Source organism: Streptomyces amakusaensis (genome assembly GCF_039532665.1).
In the GTDB taxonomy this organism is placed as follows: Bacteria; Actinomycetota; Actinomycetes; order Streptomycetales; family Streptomycetaceae; genus Streptomyces; species Streptomyces amakusaensis.
In genome coordinates, this window is sequence record NZ_BAAASB010000012.1 from 39,547 (window position 1) to 54,776 (window position 15,230).

The 15,230-nt window shown below is 72.4% G+C and carries 15 protein-coding genes; 12 read left to right on the forward strand and 3 right to left on the reverse strand.

The window, feature by feature from the left end; all coding sequences use genetic code 11:
• Window positions 1–67: 67 nt before the first annotated feature.
• The 10 genes from ABD371_RS21570 (at window position 68) to ABD371_RS21615 (ending at window position 7,903) form a co-directional block, all read left to right on the forward strand.
• Window positions 68–598 carry an RNA polymerase sigma factor gene (locus tag ABD371_RS21570; RefSeq protein ID WP_344479285.1) on the forward strand — a complete coding sequence of 177 codons (531 nt, stop codon included), beginning with the start codon at window positions 68–70 and terminating at the stop codon, window positions 596–598.
• Window positions 595–1,434: a zf-HC2 domain-containing protein gene (locus ABD371_RS21575; RefSeq protein ID WP_344479286.1), complete on the forward strand. Its 840-nt coding sequence runs from the start codon at window positions 595–597 to the stop codon at window positions 1,432–1,434. The genes ABD371_RS21570 and ABD371_RS21575 overlap by 4 nt, the downstream gene beginning before the upstream one ends.
• 86 nt (window positions 1,435–1,520) lie before the next feature.
• Complete coding sequence (locus ABD371_RS21580) at window positions 1,521–2,327, forward strand: ATP-binding cassette domain-containing protein (RefSeq protein ID WP_344479289.1); 807 nt, start codon at window positions 1,521–1,523, stop codon at window positions 2,325–2,327.
• Window positions 2,324–3,718 (forward strand): hypothetical protein, encoded by a 1,395-nt coding sequence (locus tag ABD371_RS21585; RefSeq protein WP_344479290.1) that lies wholly within the window; start codon window positions 2,324–2,326, stop codon window positions 3,716–3,718. Before ABD371_RS21580 ends, ABD371_RS21585 begins: the two co-directional genes overlap by 4 nt.
• Window positions 3,715–4,290: a hypothetical protein gene (locus ABD371_RS21590; protein WP_344479292.1), complete on the forward strand. Its 576-nt coding sequence runs from the start codon at window positions 3,715–3,717 to the stop codon at window positions 4,288–4,290. Before ABD371_RS21585 ends, ABD371_RS21590 begins: the two co-directional genes overlap by 4 nt.
• 138 nt (window positions 4,291–4,428) lie before the next feature.
• The gene (locus tag ABD371_RS21595; RefSeq protein ID WP_344479294.1) at window positions 4,429–4,578 is read left to right on the forward strand and encodes a hypothetical protein; all 150 of its coding nucleotides are present in this window, start codon (window positions 4,429–4,431) and stop codon (window positions 4,576–4,578) included.
• 338 nt (window positions 4,579–4,916) lie between these two features.
• On the forward strand, window positions 4,917–5,090 hold the full coding sequence (locus ABD371_RS21600) for a hypothetical protein (RefSeq protein WP_190122903.1): 174 nt from the start codon (window positions 4,917–4,919) through the stop codon (window positions 5,088–5,090).
• A gap of 56 nt (window positions 5,091–5,146) precedes the next feature.
• A complete protein-coding gene (locus ABD371_RS21605) occupies window positions 5,147–5,929 on the forward strand; it encodes a hypothetical protein (protein WP_344479297.1) in 783 nt (260 codons plus the stop codon).
• Window positions 5,926–6,864: a DUF6895 family protein gene (locus ABD371_RS21610; protein WP_344479299.1), complete on the forward strand. Its 939-nt coding sequence runs from the start codon at window positions 5,926–5,928 to the stop codon at window positions 6,862–6,864. Before ABD371_RS21605 ends, ABD371_RS21610 begins: the two co-directional genes overlap by 4 nt.
• Window positions 6,854–7,903: a serine hydrolase domain-containing protein gene (locus ABD371_RS21615; protein WP_344479300.1), complete on the forward strand. Its 1,050-nt coding sequence runs from the start codon at window positions 6,854–6,856 to the stop codon at window positions 7,901–7,903. Before ABD371_RS21610 ends, ABD371_RS21615 begins: the two co-directional genes overlap by 11 nt.
• 34 nt (window positions 7,904–7,937) lie before the next feature.
• On the opposite strand, the gene ABD371_RS21620 is transcribed toward ABD371_RS21615, so the two are convergent.
• Together ABD371_RS21620 and ABD371_RS21625 are read right to left on the reverse strand one after the other, a co-directional pair.
• Window positions 7,938–8,624, reverse strand: a complete 687-nt coding sequence (locus ABD371_RS21620) for a cinnamyl alcohol dehydrogenase (RefSeq protein WP_344479302.1) — start codon at window positions 8,622–8,624, stop codon at window positions 7,938–7,940.
• 141 nt (window positions 8,625–8,765) lie between these two features.
• On the reverse strand, window positions 8,766–10,124 hold the full coding sequence (locus ABD371_RS21625; RefSeq protein WP_344479303.1) for a M64 family metallopeptidase: 1,359 nt from the start codon (window positions 10,122–10,124) through the stop codon (window positions 8,766–8,768).
• Between the two features lie 136 nt (window positions 10,125–10,260).
• On the opposite strand from ABD371_RS21625, the gene ABD371_RS21630 reads away from it, so the two are divergent.
• The gene (locus ABD371_RS21630) at window positions 10,261–11,601 is read left to right on the forward strand and encodes a tetratricopeptide repeat protein (protein WP_344479305.1); all 1,341 of its coding nucleotides are present in this window, start codon (window positions 10,261–10,263) and stop codon (window positions 11,599–11,601) included.
• Window positions 11,602–11,690: 89 nt separating this feature from the next.
• A complete protein-coding gene (locus ABD371_RS21635; RefSeq protein WP_344479306.1) occupies window positions 11,691–13,190 on the forward strand; it encodes an alpha/beta fold hydrolase in 1,500 nt (499 codons plus the stop codon).
• A gap of 72 nt (window positions 13,191–13,262) precedes the next feature.
• Here the strand turns inward: ABD371_RS21635 and ABD371_RS21640 are convergent, their stop codons facing one another.
• On the reverse strand, window positions 13,263–15,173 hold the full coding sequence (locus ABD371_RS21640; protein WP_344479309.1) for an HtaA domain-containing protein: 1,911 nt from the start codon (window positions 15,171–15,173) through the stop codon (window positions 13,263–13,265).
• Window positions 15,174–15,230 lie beyond the last annotated feature (57 nt).

The window sequence follows — 15,230 nt, forward strand, 5'->3', positions numbered from 1 at the left end:
AAAACCCGCGGCTCCCGCCGCGCGTCTAGCAGGTGTGAAACGGGTTGGGGCGGCGGCGCCGCAGGAAATGGACGAGGAGCACCTCCTACGGAGGGTGGCCCGGGGCGACCGGGCCGCCTTCGAGGAGCTGTACCGGCGTACGTCGCCGTGGCTGGCGGTACGGCTGGGGCGGCGCTGCGCCGATCAGCAGATCGTCGCCGAGGTCATGCAGGAGACGTATCTGGCCGTGTGGCGGGCGGCGGGTTCCTTCACCGGGGCCGGGGCCGGAGGTACGGCCGTCGGCTGGCTGTGGACGATCGCGGCCCGCCGGCTCGTCGACGCGTTCCGGCGCAGGGCCCATCACGCGGAGCCGCCGCCCGCCGCCGCTCCCCACCCCGTGGCACCCGCCGCCGAGGAGGTCGCGCTGGTCGCCACCGTCGGCGGGGACGTCGGGGACGCGCTGCGGTGTCTCGCGCCGGAGCTCCGGGACGTACTTCAGGCCATGGTGCTCGACGGGATGTCCGTCCGGGAGACCGCCGTTCTGCTCGGGCTGCCCGAGGGAACGGTCAAGACCCGCGCCCGCCGGGCCCGGACCGTGATGCGGGAGGCGCTGGCATGAACCCTGAACACACATCACACACGTCACACGCGTCGGTGCGGCTCATCGAGGGGTACGCGCGCGGCGGCACGGGGCTCGCCGTGGACGAGGTGTGGGCCCTGGAGGCCCATCTGGAGGGGTGCCGGGCCTGCCGGGACCGGCTGTCGGCGGCCGTCACCGCCGAGGCCCCCGCCGTGGCGGCGCTGACCGAGGCCGTCTGGTCCGATCTCGAACACCAGCTGGCCTCGGCGGTCCCGGCACCGGCCCCGGCCCGCCGGCTCAGGGCGCGGCTCTCGGCGTGGACGACGCCCGCGATGACGCCGTGGCTGGCCATGGTGCTCGCCGTGACGCTGCTCGCGCTCCTGCTGGATCTGGCGGGACCCGTCTCCGGCCAGGTGTCCCTGGTGCTGCTGCTCGCTCCCGTCCTGCCCGTGTGCGGGGTGGCGGCCTCGTGGTCGCGCGGCCTGGATCCGGCGTACGAACTGACGGCCGCCACCCCGAGGGCGGGGCTGCAACTGGTGCTGCGGCGCACCGCCTCCGCGCTCGCCGTGGTGATCCCGGCGCTGCTGGCGGGGGGCTGGGCGACGGGGGTGACGGCCGTGCAGTGGCTGCTGCCCTGCCTGGCCTTCACCTCGCTGACGCTGGCGCTCGGCGGGGTGATCGGCGTGAGCCGCGCGGCCGTCGCCCTGGTGGCCGCGTGGGCCGCGGTGGTGGTGGCTCCGACCCTGGCCACCAGCCGTACGGCCGTCACGCTCCAGACGGACGGACTGCCGGTGTGGGGGCTGCTGCTCGCGCTCGGCGTCGGCGTCGTGATCGCGCGCAGAGGCGCGTACACCGTGCTGGGAGCCCACCGCTGACCCCCTTCCCCCGACGCTTGAACCGCTTGAACCGCTTGAACCGCTTGAACCGCTTGAGAGAACCCCGTGAGAAGAGGAACCGCGCAATGCCCGCAGTGAGCAGGGCCGACATCGCCCCCACGGCCTACGCCTGGGAGATCCGGGCGACCGGTCTGAAGGTCAGGGTCGGCAGAGACAGGATGGCGGTCGACGGGCTCGACCTGTCGCTGGGCACCGGCGTACACGGTCTCCTCGGCCCCAACGGGGCGGGGAAGACCACCCTCATCCGGGCGCTGGCCACCGTGCTGCGCCCCGCCGGAGGTGAGCTGGAGCTGCTCGGGGAGGCCGCCGGAGGGCTGGGCGAGCACCGTGCGCTGCGCCGCCGGATCGGCTATCTGCCGCAGGAGTTCGGCTACTACAAGCGTTTCACCGTGCGCGAGTTCGTCGAGTACATGGCGTGGCTGAAGGAGGTGCCCAAGGCGGACATACCCGGGGCGGTGCAGCGTGCCGTGGAGCGGGTCGGGCTGGCCGACCGCGCCGACGCGCGGATGAGGACCCTGTCGGGCGGAATGGTCCGGCGGGTCGGCATCGCGCAGGCCATCGTCAACGATCCGCCGATCCTGCTGCTGGACGAACCGACGGTCGGGCTCGATCCGGCGCAGCGGCTGCGCCTGCGTGAACTGCTCCAGGAGCTGGGGACGGACGCCTGTGTCGTCGTCTCGACCCATCTGGTGGAGGACGTGGCCGCCGCGTGCACCGATGTGGTGCTCTTCGCCGAGGGGCGGCTGGTCTTCCAGGGCACCCCGGGCGAGCTGGCCGCCGCGGGCGGCCCGGAGCACATGGGCGACAGCCCGCTGGAGCGCGGCTACTCGGCGCTGCTCCAGGACCCCGTACGGGCGGGGGGTGCCTGGTGAATCTCCGTATTCTGCGCATCGAGCTGAGGCGGTCCGTCGCCCCGTGGGCCGGGGCCGTCGTCCTGGTGGCCGCGCTCGCGTTTCTGCATCTCGTTCCCGGTCCGTGGGGGAAGGGCGGCGCGCTGTGGACGGGACAGTGGACCTCCATGGCCCTGTGGACCCGTCATCTGCTGGTCTTCCTGTGGCCGCTCGCCGTGGGGCTGGGAGCGCTCCAGGGGCTGCGTGACCGGCGCTCGAGGATGGCCGAGCTGCTGACCAGCACTCCGAGGCCCGAGCGGCACCGCGCGGCCGCCCTCGCGGGCACGACGGCGTTGACGCTGTTCTCGGCCTTCGCGCTGCTCGTCCTGCTGGGCGCGGTGCGGGTGCTCGCGGGCGACGCCTCCTACACGCATCCGGGGTGGCTGCCGATCTCGCTGGTGGGGGCGCTCGCGCTGGGCGCGGGGGCGGTTCTGGGCATGGGGGTCGCGCGGGCCCTGCCCTCCGTCCTCACTCCGCCCGCGCTGGCCGTGGCCGCTCTGCTGCTGACGAGTTCTCTGCGGCAGACCCAGACCTCGCAGGACGCGGTGCCGGTCTCCGTGGCCGTGTCGAACCGGTTCTCCCTGCTGTCGCCGACGGTGTCGGAGGTACGCGAAACGCTTCTGACGCTCTCCGTCCCGGTGCACCTCGGGCAGACGGTCTGGCTGCTCGGCATGGCCGCGACGGGCCTCGCGCTGCTCGCCGCCGCCGGCCCGCGCGCGCGGCTGCTCGCCCTCACTCCGCTGCTGGCGGGCGGGGCGCTCGCCATGCTGCTGCTTCCGGCCGATCCTCGTGACACCTATGTCCTGGACCGGGCGGCGGCCGAGCGGGTGTGCGAGGGCCCGGTGTGTGTGACGGCCCTCCGGCGGGAGCGGCTCGACGAGTTGACGGGTCCCGGCGAGGAGGCGCTGCGCGTACTGCGCGACGCCCTGGGCGACCGGGCTCCGGTCTCCGTCCGTGAGACCACCGCGCTGCGGGCGCTCAGCGCGACGCCGGAGCGGTCGCGCGACTCCGTGCTCGTCGACTTCGACGACAGGGTGATCGGCGACGCCGGGGGCGAGCGGCTGACCCGGGCCCTGGTCGCCCAGGGCATGGTTCCCGTGTGCCACCCCCGCAGCGACACCGAGAGCGGCACGCAGGAGGATGCCGCGGCGCAGAGCATCGCGGCGGCCTGGGCCCTCGGGGAGGAGCCTGTGCCGCTCGAAGGGACCATGCACTCCGCGCGGCACCAGGCCGACCTGGCCGGGCCGGTGTGGAAGAGGTTCAACGCGCTGCCGGCGTCCGAGCAGCGGAAGCGGATCGGTGCCGCGCACGCCGCCGCGGTCTCCTGCTCGGCCGACGCGCTCACGGTGCTGAACGGCGGTGCGCCGCGGTGAGATGGCTGACGCTGTACGCGCGTTCGCGGCACGCGCCCGCCTCGCTCGCCGTGGTGACGGCCGGCGCGGCGGCGGTGTGGGCGCTCGCCCGGACCGCCGATGGGGGGCCGGCGGATCCCCGGCTGTCCACGCTCGTCCTCGCCATGGGGGCGGCGGCGCTCTCGGCCGGTCTCGGCGGGCAGGATCTCGCGCTGGACCGGACGGCCGGGATCCGCTGGATGCCCCGCAGGGCGGCGCATGTGCTGCTCTGCGGCGTGCTCATCGGCTCGGTGCTGCTGGCGGCGCAGACGCTGGGCGGGCAGTCGGCCTCCGCCTCCTTCGCCGTGCGCAACAGCGCGGGGCTGATGGGGCTGGCCGCGCTCGGGGCGGCCTGGTGCGGGGCGCGGTACGCGTGGCTCCCGCCGTTCGTGTGGCTGTCGACCGCCCTCGTCGTCCCGCCCTCGTCGGACGGGACGACACAGGTGCTGACCTGGATGCTGCTGCCGTCCGGCACCGCGGCCGGGACCTGGACGGCTCTCGTCCTGGCCGTCCTCGGCACGGCGGTCTACGCCCTCGGGGGCCCGAGGCGCTGACCTCGGTGCCGGACGCCGGACGAAGGGGCGGTGGCCATGGGGCGCACCGTCCGGACATCGTCGTCACGCACGACGCGTACGGCCGGTTGACGGGCCACCCCGACCGCATGACCGCTGCTGTCCCGGGTCGGCAAGAGCGTGTTCGGCGCCCCGGACGAGGACGTCGCGGCGACGGTCGGCGTACGGCCGTGGCCGGCGCGGAGGTGGCGGGCGATCATCGCGACCGAGTACGGCATCCGCCTCGGCACCGGGCCCGTACGGGGTGACCTCCGGGAACTGAGCGTCTGACCGCCGTGCCGGTGAACGGCGCTTCCTGGCGCGGGGACACGTCCAATACCGCGATTTCCAGGCCGACATGCGCGGGCGACAGTACGCATTTCCGGTCGATGACGGCTCAACTCCCCCTATAAGACCAGGTAGAACGGCTTTGGCGTGCTTGGGGCACATCATCCGTCTTCACTACATCAGGTGAAAATGGGGGACTTCCTCTCGCGGAGCGTGACCTCGCGGGGTGACCATGTAACGACGGCGCGTCATACGTGTCGGTCTGTCCCCTGTTGTCGGCATCCGCCGCACAACCTGGTGAACCGCCCGCGGAGCCGGGCGGCAGTCCCCTGGAGGAAACCATGTCCATCACCACCACCCGCACCGTGCTCGCGGACGTCGACGAGCGCACCGCCGTGCACGCGCTGATGACCGAGCCGGAGGCCACCGTCAGCGGCGCCCCCGTCTACGCGCCGGAGGCGGCGCTCATCCTGCTCGCCGCTCTGCTCCTCTCCCCGAAGCAGCCGCGGAAGTAAGGCTTTCCGCCTGATCTCCGTCAGCACTGATCACTTCTGAAGAAGGCGAGAAACCGATGTCGCACACGGACTCCGCACCGTCGGCTGAATACGGGGCGGCGGTGGAGAGTCTGGCCGGGCGCGTTCTGCTGGCGGTGAGCGGCGGGGAAGAGTCCCCGGACCTCGCGGCTCATCTGCGGAACGCGCTGGACGCCAAGGCGGCATTGGCCGCGGTGCGGGTGCTGGGACCTGATGTCTTCGCACCCGCGCTGTTGGCCTCCGTACCCTCCTCGCCGACCGACCGGGAGGTGGTGGCCGAGGCGCTGCGCGTCTTTCCGTCCGCCCCCGGCGACCCTCCCGAGATCGCGCGGCTGGACCGCGCGACGCTCGCGCTGCTCGCCCAGCCCGAGAACGGCGCGATCGGCACGGTCGTCGCGGTGGACTCGGCGGTGGACTCGGCGGCGGAGCGCGCTTCCGACGGCGCTTCCGACGCCTCGGAGCCCGCGCCCGAGGAGCGGCACTGGCGCGCCTGGGCCCAGGGAATGGCCCGGCTGTCGCCGCTGGCACTGCCCGGAGTGCGGGGCGAGGCCGCCGAGCAGGCCTCCCGCCGGGTGCTCGATCTGTACCGGGGGCTCACCCGCTCGATGCTGCGCCGCGACTATCCGACCACCGCACGGCTGGCCCGCTGGGGCGCGCTGGCCGAGGGCACGGGCACGGCAGCCCTGCCGGGGATGGACATCGGGACCGTGGTGCGCCATCTGGAGCTGTGCGGAGCCGTCGGCGCGAGGACCGTTCTGGACACCACCGTCGCCGGCCGGATCCTCGCCGCCCGGCAGAACCCGAAGGAGCGCTCCGCGTGAGCACATCGACGTCAGGGGCACCGGCGAGCAGCAGACGGATCGCCCACCAGGTGGTGACGCGAGCGCTCGACTGGCTGCACACCCACTCGGACCGGGGGGCGATGCCGCCGGAGTCGGAGGCCGCTCTCGCCGACCCCGACGGCTTCTACAAACCGCTGGGCGAACTGGCGCTCGCCGCCTCCCTGGTGCTGCGCGAGGGCATGGCCTCGGCGAGCGAGCAGCGGGCGGCCCGGGATCTGCTGGACTTCGGCTGGACCCAGCTCGGCTCCGGCGATCTGCTGTACGAGCGGCAGATGCGGTTCCCGATGATGACGGATCCGCTGGAGATGTACACCCACTTCGCGCGCGCCGGCTATCGCCATGAGCGTCTGCACACGCTGGTGGCGCATCTGGGCGGACTCGCCACGCACCGGGGCTCGGAGATGATGCCCAACCGCCGTATGGCGGTGGCGAACGCCGCCCGGGTCGCGGAGGTGGAGCGGGAGACGGACTGGCCCAAGCTGATCGACGCCACCTGGCTGGGGCACACCCCGGAGCCGTGGATGATCGACTGGATGACGGCCTACTGCATGACCCACACGGTCTTCCACGCCACCGACTGGGGTGCGAATCCCGAGGGGCTGCCCGTACGGGTGCGGGAGTATCTCGCCCACTGGCTCCCGGCGTGGATGGACATCTGGGCGGAGATCCACGAGTGGGACCTGCTCGCCGAGCTGATCATCGTCGACGCCTCGCTGCCCCGGCCGCAGTGCGATCCGGAGATCTGGGAGCGGCTCGCGGCGGCGCAGCATCCCGACGGGCTGGTGCCGCGTGACGGGAACCCGATCGACGAGGATCCCGACCAGGCGTATCTGGACAACCGTCATACGACCATCGTGGCGGCCATCGCGGGCACCCTGGCGCTCTCCCGGCACGGAGACACCGTTGTCCTCTGACCTCGCGGGCCCGCTGGGCACTCTTCTGGAACCGATGGCGGAAGCGGCCGACCGGCGGGCGTCCACCGTGATCTCGGTGTACGCGGACGGCGAGACGGCGACCCTGTGCCGGGGGTCGACCGATCGGACGGGCGGGGTGCCGGTCACCGACCGGACCCGTTTCGAGCTGGGGTCGGTGACCAAGACGTTCACCGCGCTGCTCTTCGCCGACATGGCGGCGCGCGGCGAAGTGAGTCTCGAGGAGCCTCTGAGCGCGCGGGTTCCGCGCTGGGCGCTGCCCCGGGGCCCGGCGGGCGCGGGCATCACGCTGGAGCATCTGGCGACGCACACCTCCGGTCTGCCGAGGCTGCCGCCGGGGCTGCTGCGCACCGCCGTGCCGTACTGGACGACCAATCCCTATCAGGCCTATCCGGCGCACCGGTTGCTGGATTCCCTGGCGCGCACCCGGGTGCGGGGCCGGCCGGGCGCGCGGGTGCGTTACTCGAATTTCGGGATGGGTCTGCTGGGGCATCTGCTCACCTCCCGGGGGACCACCGGGTACGGTCCGCTGCTGGAGGCGCGGGTGCTGAGGCCGCTGGGGCTCGGTGACACCTCGGCGGATCCGGGCGAGCCGCAGGCCACCGGTCACTGGCACGGCAGGCCCCGGCCGCCCTTTGTGATCCCGGCGCTGCCGGGGGCGGGCGCGGTGCGCTCCAGCGCCCGTGATCTGCTGCGTTATCTGCGCTGTCACATCGCGCCGGATTCCCCCTCGGGTCCCGGGATCTCGCTGCGCGGTGCTCTGTACGAGGTGGTTCGGCCGCGCCCCCGTGCACCGGGGGGTCCTGAGCTGTGTCTGGCCTGGACCAGGCGGGCGCTGCCCGGCGGTGATCTGTACTTTCACCTCGGTGCCACACGCGGCTTCACCACGTTCATCGGCTTCCGTCAGGATCCGGCCGTGGCGGTCGTGGCCCTGACGAATATCTCACCGACCTTGAGCTGTCGTTTCACTCAGGCGGGGTACGACCTGCTGCGGGCGGTATCCGGCCGGGCGGGCGGCTGAGCGGACGGGGTCAGCGGGTCAGCGGGTCAGCGGGTCAGCGGGTCCAGTAGGTGAGGTTGCGGAAGCGGGACTCGGCGCGTCCCGTGCCGTGGTGGTAGACGCCGTTCTTGAAGTGGCGGGTGGCCGGTCCCCGGTCGGTGTCGTTGTGGACAGCGACAGGGGCGTTGTCGAACCAGACCTGGACGGTGCCGGTGGTCGCGTTGTGCGCGATCTTCACATTGAACCACCTGTCGTACATACCGGTCTTGATGACCTTGCCGCTGTAGGCCCTGACCGTGCCGCCCGCCTCGTTGTAGACGTTCAGCATGAAGTCCGTCGCCGGGGTGCCCTCCGGCCGCTGGGACCGCAGGATCTGGACAAAGGTCGCGCCGTCGGTGCCGGCGGGCAGATAGACATCGCCGTCCCACATGTGCTCGCCCGCGGTGTACTCCTGTTGCCAGCGCATCTCGGTCCGGGGGTCGGTGGAGCTGGTGTTCGGCGTGTGGAGCTTGTCGGTGTCGTAGACCCACAGATGGTGCTCGCCGTTGGCGGTGTGCGTGTAGCGGTCGGCGACCGCGAGGTCGTACGGCTTCTGCACATGGAAGGTGAACGGCGTCTGCGTCCAGCCGGCGGTGAGGGCGGTGGCCGTGGTGGCGCTCGCGGTGGAATGGGTCAGTCCGAGACCCACACCGCCGGCGGTCAGGCCGAGGCCGGTCAGCAGGGTACGTCGCGACAGCGTCATGCGTGCGTCCTTGTCCTGGGTGCCGCCCTCGTCCCGGGCGGGCCTGATCACATACTCCCCCGGAAGGGATCCGCGACCGTCACCGGTGCCACGCCGGGAGCGGCGACCGCGGGACCGCGGTCGCCGCTCGGGCTGGGGGTGTCAGAGCCGGACCTTCCAGCTGACCGTGGACTTCAGCGTCGCGGCGATCTCGGGGTCGCGCACCGAGGCCGTGGGGTCCTCGGCGGTGACCGACAGGGTGTGCGTGCGCAGATCGAGCAGACGCAGGGTCAGATCCGAGATCCGCAGCCGGTTCCGCCCCTCGAAGGCCTTCAGCTCCTTGCCGTCCAGGTGCCAGCGGACCTTCAGCCGGCGTCCGTCGGCGCTCGTCAGCCGGGTCACATCGGCCTTGGCCGTGTGGCGCAGCCGCAGGGTGCGATCGGTGGGGGTGACCGGGGTGACGATCTTCGCGTGGCGGTAGAAGCCGGCGATCATCGCCTCGACGCCGGGCAGGTTGAACGGCTTGTCGACGGCGCGCATCATGGAGCTGTCGGTGGGCCGGTTCAGGCCCTTCACGAAGTAGCCGCCGCCTTCGTACGCGCCGACGAGGCCGCCGTCGGGCGAGGTCTCGCCCAGCCAGCGGTGCCACTTGACGCGCTGTCCGCCGATTTCCCCGGCGGTCAGCGTGGAGATGTTGCGGTCGGCGGGCTCGGGGCCGGTGTACTGCTCGTACCCGGGGTAGCCGGGGTAGAAGTACTCGTCGGCGAGCTTGCCCAGCGAGTGGCCGGTCTCATGGATGGCGACCTGGCCGGACTTCACATTGCCCGCCGAGGCGGTGGAGATGCCTTCGTATCCAAGGGTGGGGCTGGGCTGGTTGTAGCCCGCGCCGCCGTACTTGGAGCTGTTGGCGAGGACGATCACCAGGTCGGCCTCCGGTGCCTTCGCCACATAGCGGTCGACCTTCTCCTGGTCGATGCAGAGCAGCCGCTCGATGCCGTCGCACCAGAAGTAGGAGCCGAGGGCGGTGTCCTTCACGGTGTCCGCGCCCGGGTCGCCGGTGACCCCGGACTGCCGCGAGACGGCGTCGACGGCCCAGACGTTGAAAAGGTTCCGGTAGGTGGTGTACGGCTCGACCGCCGTCAGCTCGGCCCACTTCTCCTTGGCCTCGGCGTGGAACTGGGGCAGTTCCGCCGCCGTGTAGCCGTCGCCGACGATGACGATGTCCAGCCGGTCCTTGGTCGCGCCGTTGTTCAGCACCTCGACGACCTGTCCGTCGTCGGCCCGCTGGGCCGCCGAGAGCCGGGGCGAGGGACGGTCCTGTCCGCTCGCGGGCACGGACGTATGACCGGAGCCGACCACGGTGCCGTGCTCGGGGCCCGGTATCTCGACCTCGACCTCGGACGACGGCCCGGCGGACGGCCCCGTACTGGCGACCGCGCCACCGGGCGCGAGGGCCAGTACGGCGGTGACGGCAGTGGCCATACCGGCCGCGGCCACGGCTCGGCGCAGCGCTGAGCGCATGGATCCCCTCCAGGACAAGAATTAAGTGATGGAGTAACTCTGATGAACAGATGACTTAAATTAGGGGGCGGGCAGAACATGCGCAATGGCCCGCTCTCCCTGAATACTGAGGAGTTCGAGCGACCAAGGGGTTTCCATGGACGAACCGGCCGACATAGGCCGCCGGGTGCAACGGCTCCGCAAGGAGCGGGGACTGACCCAGCGGCAGCTGGCCAGCCCCGCGTACACCCCCGCGTATGTCTCGACGCTGGAGTCGGGCAAGGTCAGAGCCTCCGAGACGGCGCTGCGCTTCTTCGCGGAGCGCCTCGGCACCTCGTTCGAGGAGCTGGTCACCGGACGCCCGGCCAGGCTCGCGACCGAGCTGAGGCTCGGCCTCACCGACGCACAGCGGGCGCTCGCCGAGGGCGCGGCCGACGACGCGGCGGTGCGCTACCGCCGGCTGCTCACCGACGCGGAGAATCTCGACCTCGCCCCCGAGCGGGCCGAAGCGCTGCTGGGTCTCGGGGACTGCGCGCTGGAGACCGGCGAACTGGACGACGCCCGGCGGCACTTCGAGGCGGCGGAAGAGCTGATGGCCGAGCAGCCGCTGCCCCGGCGGGCCCGCGCGATCCGGGGCCGCGCCATAGCCCATCTCCTCACCGGGGAGCTGCGCTACGCCTGCTATCTCCTCGAATCGACCATCGACGAACTCGGCACCAGCGGCCTGGCCGACCCCGAGGCGCTGGTGCTGCTGTACGCGGCGGTGATCGGACCGTACATCGACATGGGGGCGCACGCCCGCGCCGCCCATGCCGCCGAACTCGCCCTGGCGCTGACCCCGCAGGTCAGCGATCCGGCGCTGGTGGCGGGGATGCACCGACAGGTGGCCCGTACCTTTCTCGCCGAAGGCCGTATCGACGACGCCGACGCCTCCCTGGCCAAGGCCCAGTCGATCTACCGGCAGCTGCGGCTGCGCACCGATCTCGCGCACTGCCACTGGATGCGCGGCTATGTCCACGCGCAGAACGGCGAACTCGACGGCGCGGAGCGGGAGCTGCGCACCGCCCGGGACATGCTGGCCGCCAAGCGCGCCGCGCTGTACACGGCCCAGGTGGAGGTGGAGCTGGCCGATGTGCTGCGCCGGCTCGGCCGGTTCGACGAGGCGGCCGTCCTGGTGTCGGCGCTGCTGGAGCTGGACGACCGGCACGGCGCGGTGCACGCGGGGGGCGCGCACCGGCTGCTCGGGCTGATCGCCGAGGAGCGCGGCGAGCCCGAGGCGGCGGAGGAGCACTACGTCCAGGCGCTGGCGCTGCTGGAACGCAGCGGAGCCAGCGGCGATCTGGCCGATCTCTGCCGGCTGCTGGGGGATCTGCTGCGCCGGGGCGGCCGTACGGAGGCCGCCCTCGACGCGTACCGCACCGGGCTCGGCCACCGGGCCGCCCCCGGCACGACCACTCTGGGCCCGCCCCCGTCGGCTCCGCCGTACCGACAGCGCTGACCCTGTCCCGGCCCCTGTCCCGGGGGCTGTTACGTCGCCATCATGTGCTCGTAGAGACTCCGCCACATGGGGCCGGAACAGTGGCGCGCATGAAAACGATCATGCGCGCGAGCGTGACCGCGACGACGAGACGGCGGACCCTCTCCGTACTCCTGGCGCTGTCCGCCTCCGCCTCCCTCGCCGTCCCCGGCACGGCCGCCGCACAGCAGCCGTCCGGTGCCGCCGCCGTCCCGGTCCGGCCGATCAGCTGGGGCACCTGCCCCAAGTCCGAGCCGCCGTACCCCGATCCCAGCCCCAACGCGCGGTGCGCGACGGTCGAGGTGCCGCTGGACTGGTCGAAGCCGAACGGCCCGAAGATCGGTATCTTCGTCGCCCGGCACCGGGCCACCGACCCCGCGCGGCGGATCGGCGTACTGATGTCGAATCCGGGCGGCCCCGGCGCGCCGGGGTCCGACGACGCGCTGTACGCGGACGACCCCTACAGCGGCTACGACCCGGCCATGCTCCGGCGTTTCGACATGATCGGCTTTGACCCGCGAGGCATCGGCCGCAGCCGGAACGCCGAGTGCGACGAGACGATCCTCGGCTCGATCCCGGCCCGGCCGCGCGACGCGGCCGAGTTTGAACGGATGCGGGCCCAGAACGCCCGGCTGGCGGAGAGCTGTCTGCAGCGGATGGGGCCGCTCGCCGCCCATCTCGACGGCGAGAGCGTGGCCCGTGACATGGACGCGATCCGCGCCGCCCTCGGTGAACGGCAGATCAGCTTTGTCGGCCACTCGTACGGCACTTTCCTGGGCGAGCGTTACGCGCGGCTCTTCCCGGACCGGCTTCGCGCGCTGGCCCTGGACAGCGCGATGGACCCGGACCGGCCGGACGCCGAGCGTTATCTGAAGGAGGGCAGCCTCACCATCGACAGCGCGCTGAAGCGGCTGGCGGCCTGGTGCGAGAAGGACGCGGCCTGCGCACTGAAGGGCGAGGACGTGAGCGCCGTCACCGCATCGCTGTTCGCCCGCGCCGACGCCGGCCGGCTCCATGAGCCGGGCCCGAGCGGACCGACGCGGGTGAAGGTCGACGCCGACAGGCTCTCCGACTTCCTCACCTTCGCGCTCGGCCGGTGGAACCCGGAGTCGGCGGCGGAGCAGCTGGCCGCCCTGCGCACCGGGAAGGGCGAGGTCCGCTGGACCTCGCCCGAGGCCAACCTCGTGCCGAGGCTGGTGCTCTGCCGGGACTACGACTTCCGGATCCGTGACTACGCCCACTACCGGGCCATCCGCGAGCGGGTCGCCAAGGCGGCCCCGGGTGTCCGCCACAACGCCCAGTCCCTGGACACCGTCCTGGGCTGCCAGGGCTGGACCATGCCGCCGAAGCCCGCGCCCGCGCGGGCGAAGGGCGGGCTTCCGCCCGTGCTCGTGGCCAACGCCACCCATGACCTGGCGACTCCCCTGCCGGGCGCGAAGCGCATGGCGCGCTCCTTCCCGAAGGCGACCCTGTTCACGATGGACGTGGTGGGCCACTGGCTCTACCGCCGGGGCGGTACGGAGGAGGCGATGCGTGTGATCGACGCGTATCTCACCGACCCGAAGGGCTAGCACCCGTACGCGAAGAGAGAGCCGGCCCCGCCCGAAATCGATCGGGCGGGGCCGGCTCCTCTCATCGGCGGGTCAGCGAACGTCGACCCGGTCGCTGCCGCTGCTCGTGCCCAGACGGGTGGAGGTGGCGTCGAACACGGCCTTCCAGCTGCCGTCCTTCTTCGCGGTGAAGGCCTTGGAGAAGGCCCCCTTGCTGTTGGTGCGCGCGGTGCCCTGCTTGCTCCAGCTCTTCGCGCCGTCGGCCTTGAACATGATCGTCACGTTCTGGCCGGAGGTGTTGGACCACTTGCCGTCCAGGGTGCGCAGGGTGCCCACCACGGTGATCGGACGGCCCTTGCGGACCGGCTCGGGCTTGGCGTTGAAGTCCTTGACCTCGGTGCGCAGCTTGACGTCGACATAGTCGGAGCCGCTGTTGGCGAAGCCGCGCTCGGCGGTGCCGGCGTACCGGGCGCGCCAGTCCCCGTCCTTGGACGCGGTGACCTTGGCGGAGAAAACGCCCTTCGAGTCGGAGGTGGCGCTTCCGGCCTTGCCCCAGGTCTTCGCGCCCTTGGCGCGGAACTCGACCACGAGGGGGCTCTTGGGCAGCGGACGCCAGGTGTTGTCGCTCGCGCCGACGGCCTGGAGGGTGCCGGTGACCGTGAGCGCGCCGCCCTTGGCGACGGGCTCCGGCGCGGCGTTGAGGCCGGTGATCCGGCTCGGCACGGTGGTGACGGAGAGCTTGGCGGCCGAGGTGGTGGCCGAGCCGAGCGTGTTGGTGAACACGGCGCGGTAGCGGGTGTCGTTCAGGGCGCGGGTCGCCTTGACGGACAGCTTCGCCGACTCGGCGCCGGGGACGGTGGTCCAGGTGGTGCCCTTGTCCGTGCTGCGCTCCCAGCGGACGGAGTCGTCGCCGTCGGCGGCGGCGGTGAAGGAGGCGGTCGCGCCGGAGCGCACCGAGCTGGAGGCCGGCTGGCCGGTGACCTTGACCTCGCCGAAGTGGACCGGCACGGCGACGTCCTGGGCGCGCGAGGGCATCCAGTCCCCGCCGTGCGAGTTGAAGGTGGCGAGGAAGCAGGCGGTGGTGCGGCAGTCCACCGTCTTGCCGGCCGAGGCGAAGGTCTCGGTGACCTTGAGGGTGGTGGTGAAGGTGCCGTCGGCGGCGACCTGGCGGACCCAGGCGGCGTTGCCGAAGGTGCTGGGCACGGCGTCGCCGGGGAGCTTGACGGTCTGGGCGACGTACACGCCGCGGCCGGGGTGGTAGCCACTGCCCGTGACCGTGACCTGGGTCTCCGCGCCGAGGCCGGAGACCTGGCTGACGGTGAGGGTGGGGACGGTGGTGTTGCCGGAGACGGTGAGGCCGTCCAGCGCCGTGCCGGCCGGGTACATCTCGCGGCCCTCGAAGGCGAAGACCTTCGCGCCCTCGGGGGTGATCGCCGTGGTGATCTTCTTCCAGTCGAGCTTGGAGCCGCTCAGCGCGCCGGCCGGGGCCGTCACGGTGGCGAGGGGCACCTCCTTGGGCTCGGTGACGGTGCCTTCGAGGTCGCTGTCGACGGTCACGTAGAGCGTGCCCTTGCCGTCGACCAGCTTCAGCCACGGCTTGGAGAGGGTGAGCTTGTTGATGTTGTGCTCGGGCAGTGCGTAGGTGACGGAGCCCTCGAAGCGCAGATTGGCGTCGCGGCCGGCCGGGTCCACCGCGCCGTGGGCGACGGGGTAGGAGATGACGCCGTCGGCGGACTTGGTGGCTCCGCCTTCCACGGTGACCGTGCCCCCGGCCCCGCTGATGTACCGGTACCAGCTGGACTTGAAGCCCCAGCCGGCCTCGCCGGTGACCAGGATCGGGGAGGCGGCGCGGGTGCTGCCGGGCTTGGGGGTCGCGGCCGGCGCGTCGGCGGCCACGGCCGCGACGGGGGCGGCGGTCGCGGGGACGACCAGGACGCCGGAGCCGATGGAGACGGCGGCCAGCGCCGCGACGGTGGCCAGACGGGTACTGCGGGACATGGACATGCGCGGCATGTCTCCTTCGGGGAGAGGGGCACTCGGGGGTGCGGGGGGCGAGCGTCC

Coding starts and splice junctions, on each gene's coding strand:
- ABD371_RS21570 (WP_344479285.1), top strand. CDS start 68: ATGGACGAGGAGCACCTCCTACGGAGGGTGGCCCGGGGCGACCGGGCC.
- ABD371_RS21575 (WP_344479286.1), top strand. CDS start 595: ATGAACCCTGAACACACATCACACACGTCACACGCGTCGGTGCGGCTC.
- ABD371_RS21580 (WP_344479289.1), top strand. CDS start 1,521: ATGCCCGCAGTGAGCAGGGCCGACATCGCCCCCACGGCCTACGCCTGG.
- ABD371_RS21600 (WP_190122903.1), top strand. CDS start 4,917: ATGTCCATCACCACCACCCGCACCGTGCTCGCGGACGTCGACGAGCGC.
- ABD371_RS21605 (WP_344479297.1), top strand. CDS start 5,147: ATGTCGCACACGGACTCCGCACCGTCGGCTGAATACGGGGCGGCGGTG.
- ABD371_RS21620 (WP_344479302.1), bottom strand. CDS start 8,624: ATGACGCTGTCGCGACGTACCCTGCTGACCGGCCTCGGCCTGACCGCC.
- ABD371_RS21625 (WP_344479303.1), bottom strand. CDS start 10,124: ATGCGCTCAGCGCTGCGCCGAGCCGTGGCCGCGGCCGGTATGGCCACT.
- ABD371_RS21630 (WP_344479305.1), top strand. CDS start 10,261: ATGGACGAACCGGCCGACATAGGCCGCCGGGTGCAACGGCTCCGCAAG.
- ABD371_RS21635 (WP_344479306.1), top strand. CDS start 11,691: ATGAAAACGATCATGCGCGCGAGCGTGACCGCGACGACGAGACGGCGG.
- ABD371_RS21640 (WP_344479309.1), bottom strand. CDS start 15,173: ATGTCCATGTCCCGCAGTACCCGTCTGGCCACCGTCGCGGCGCTGGCC.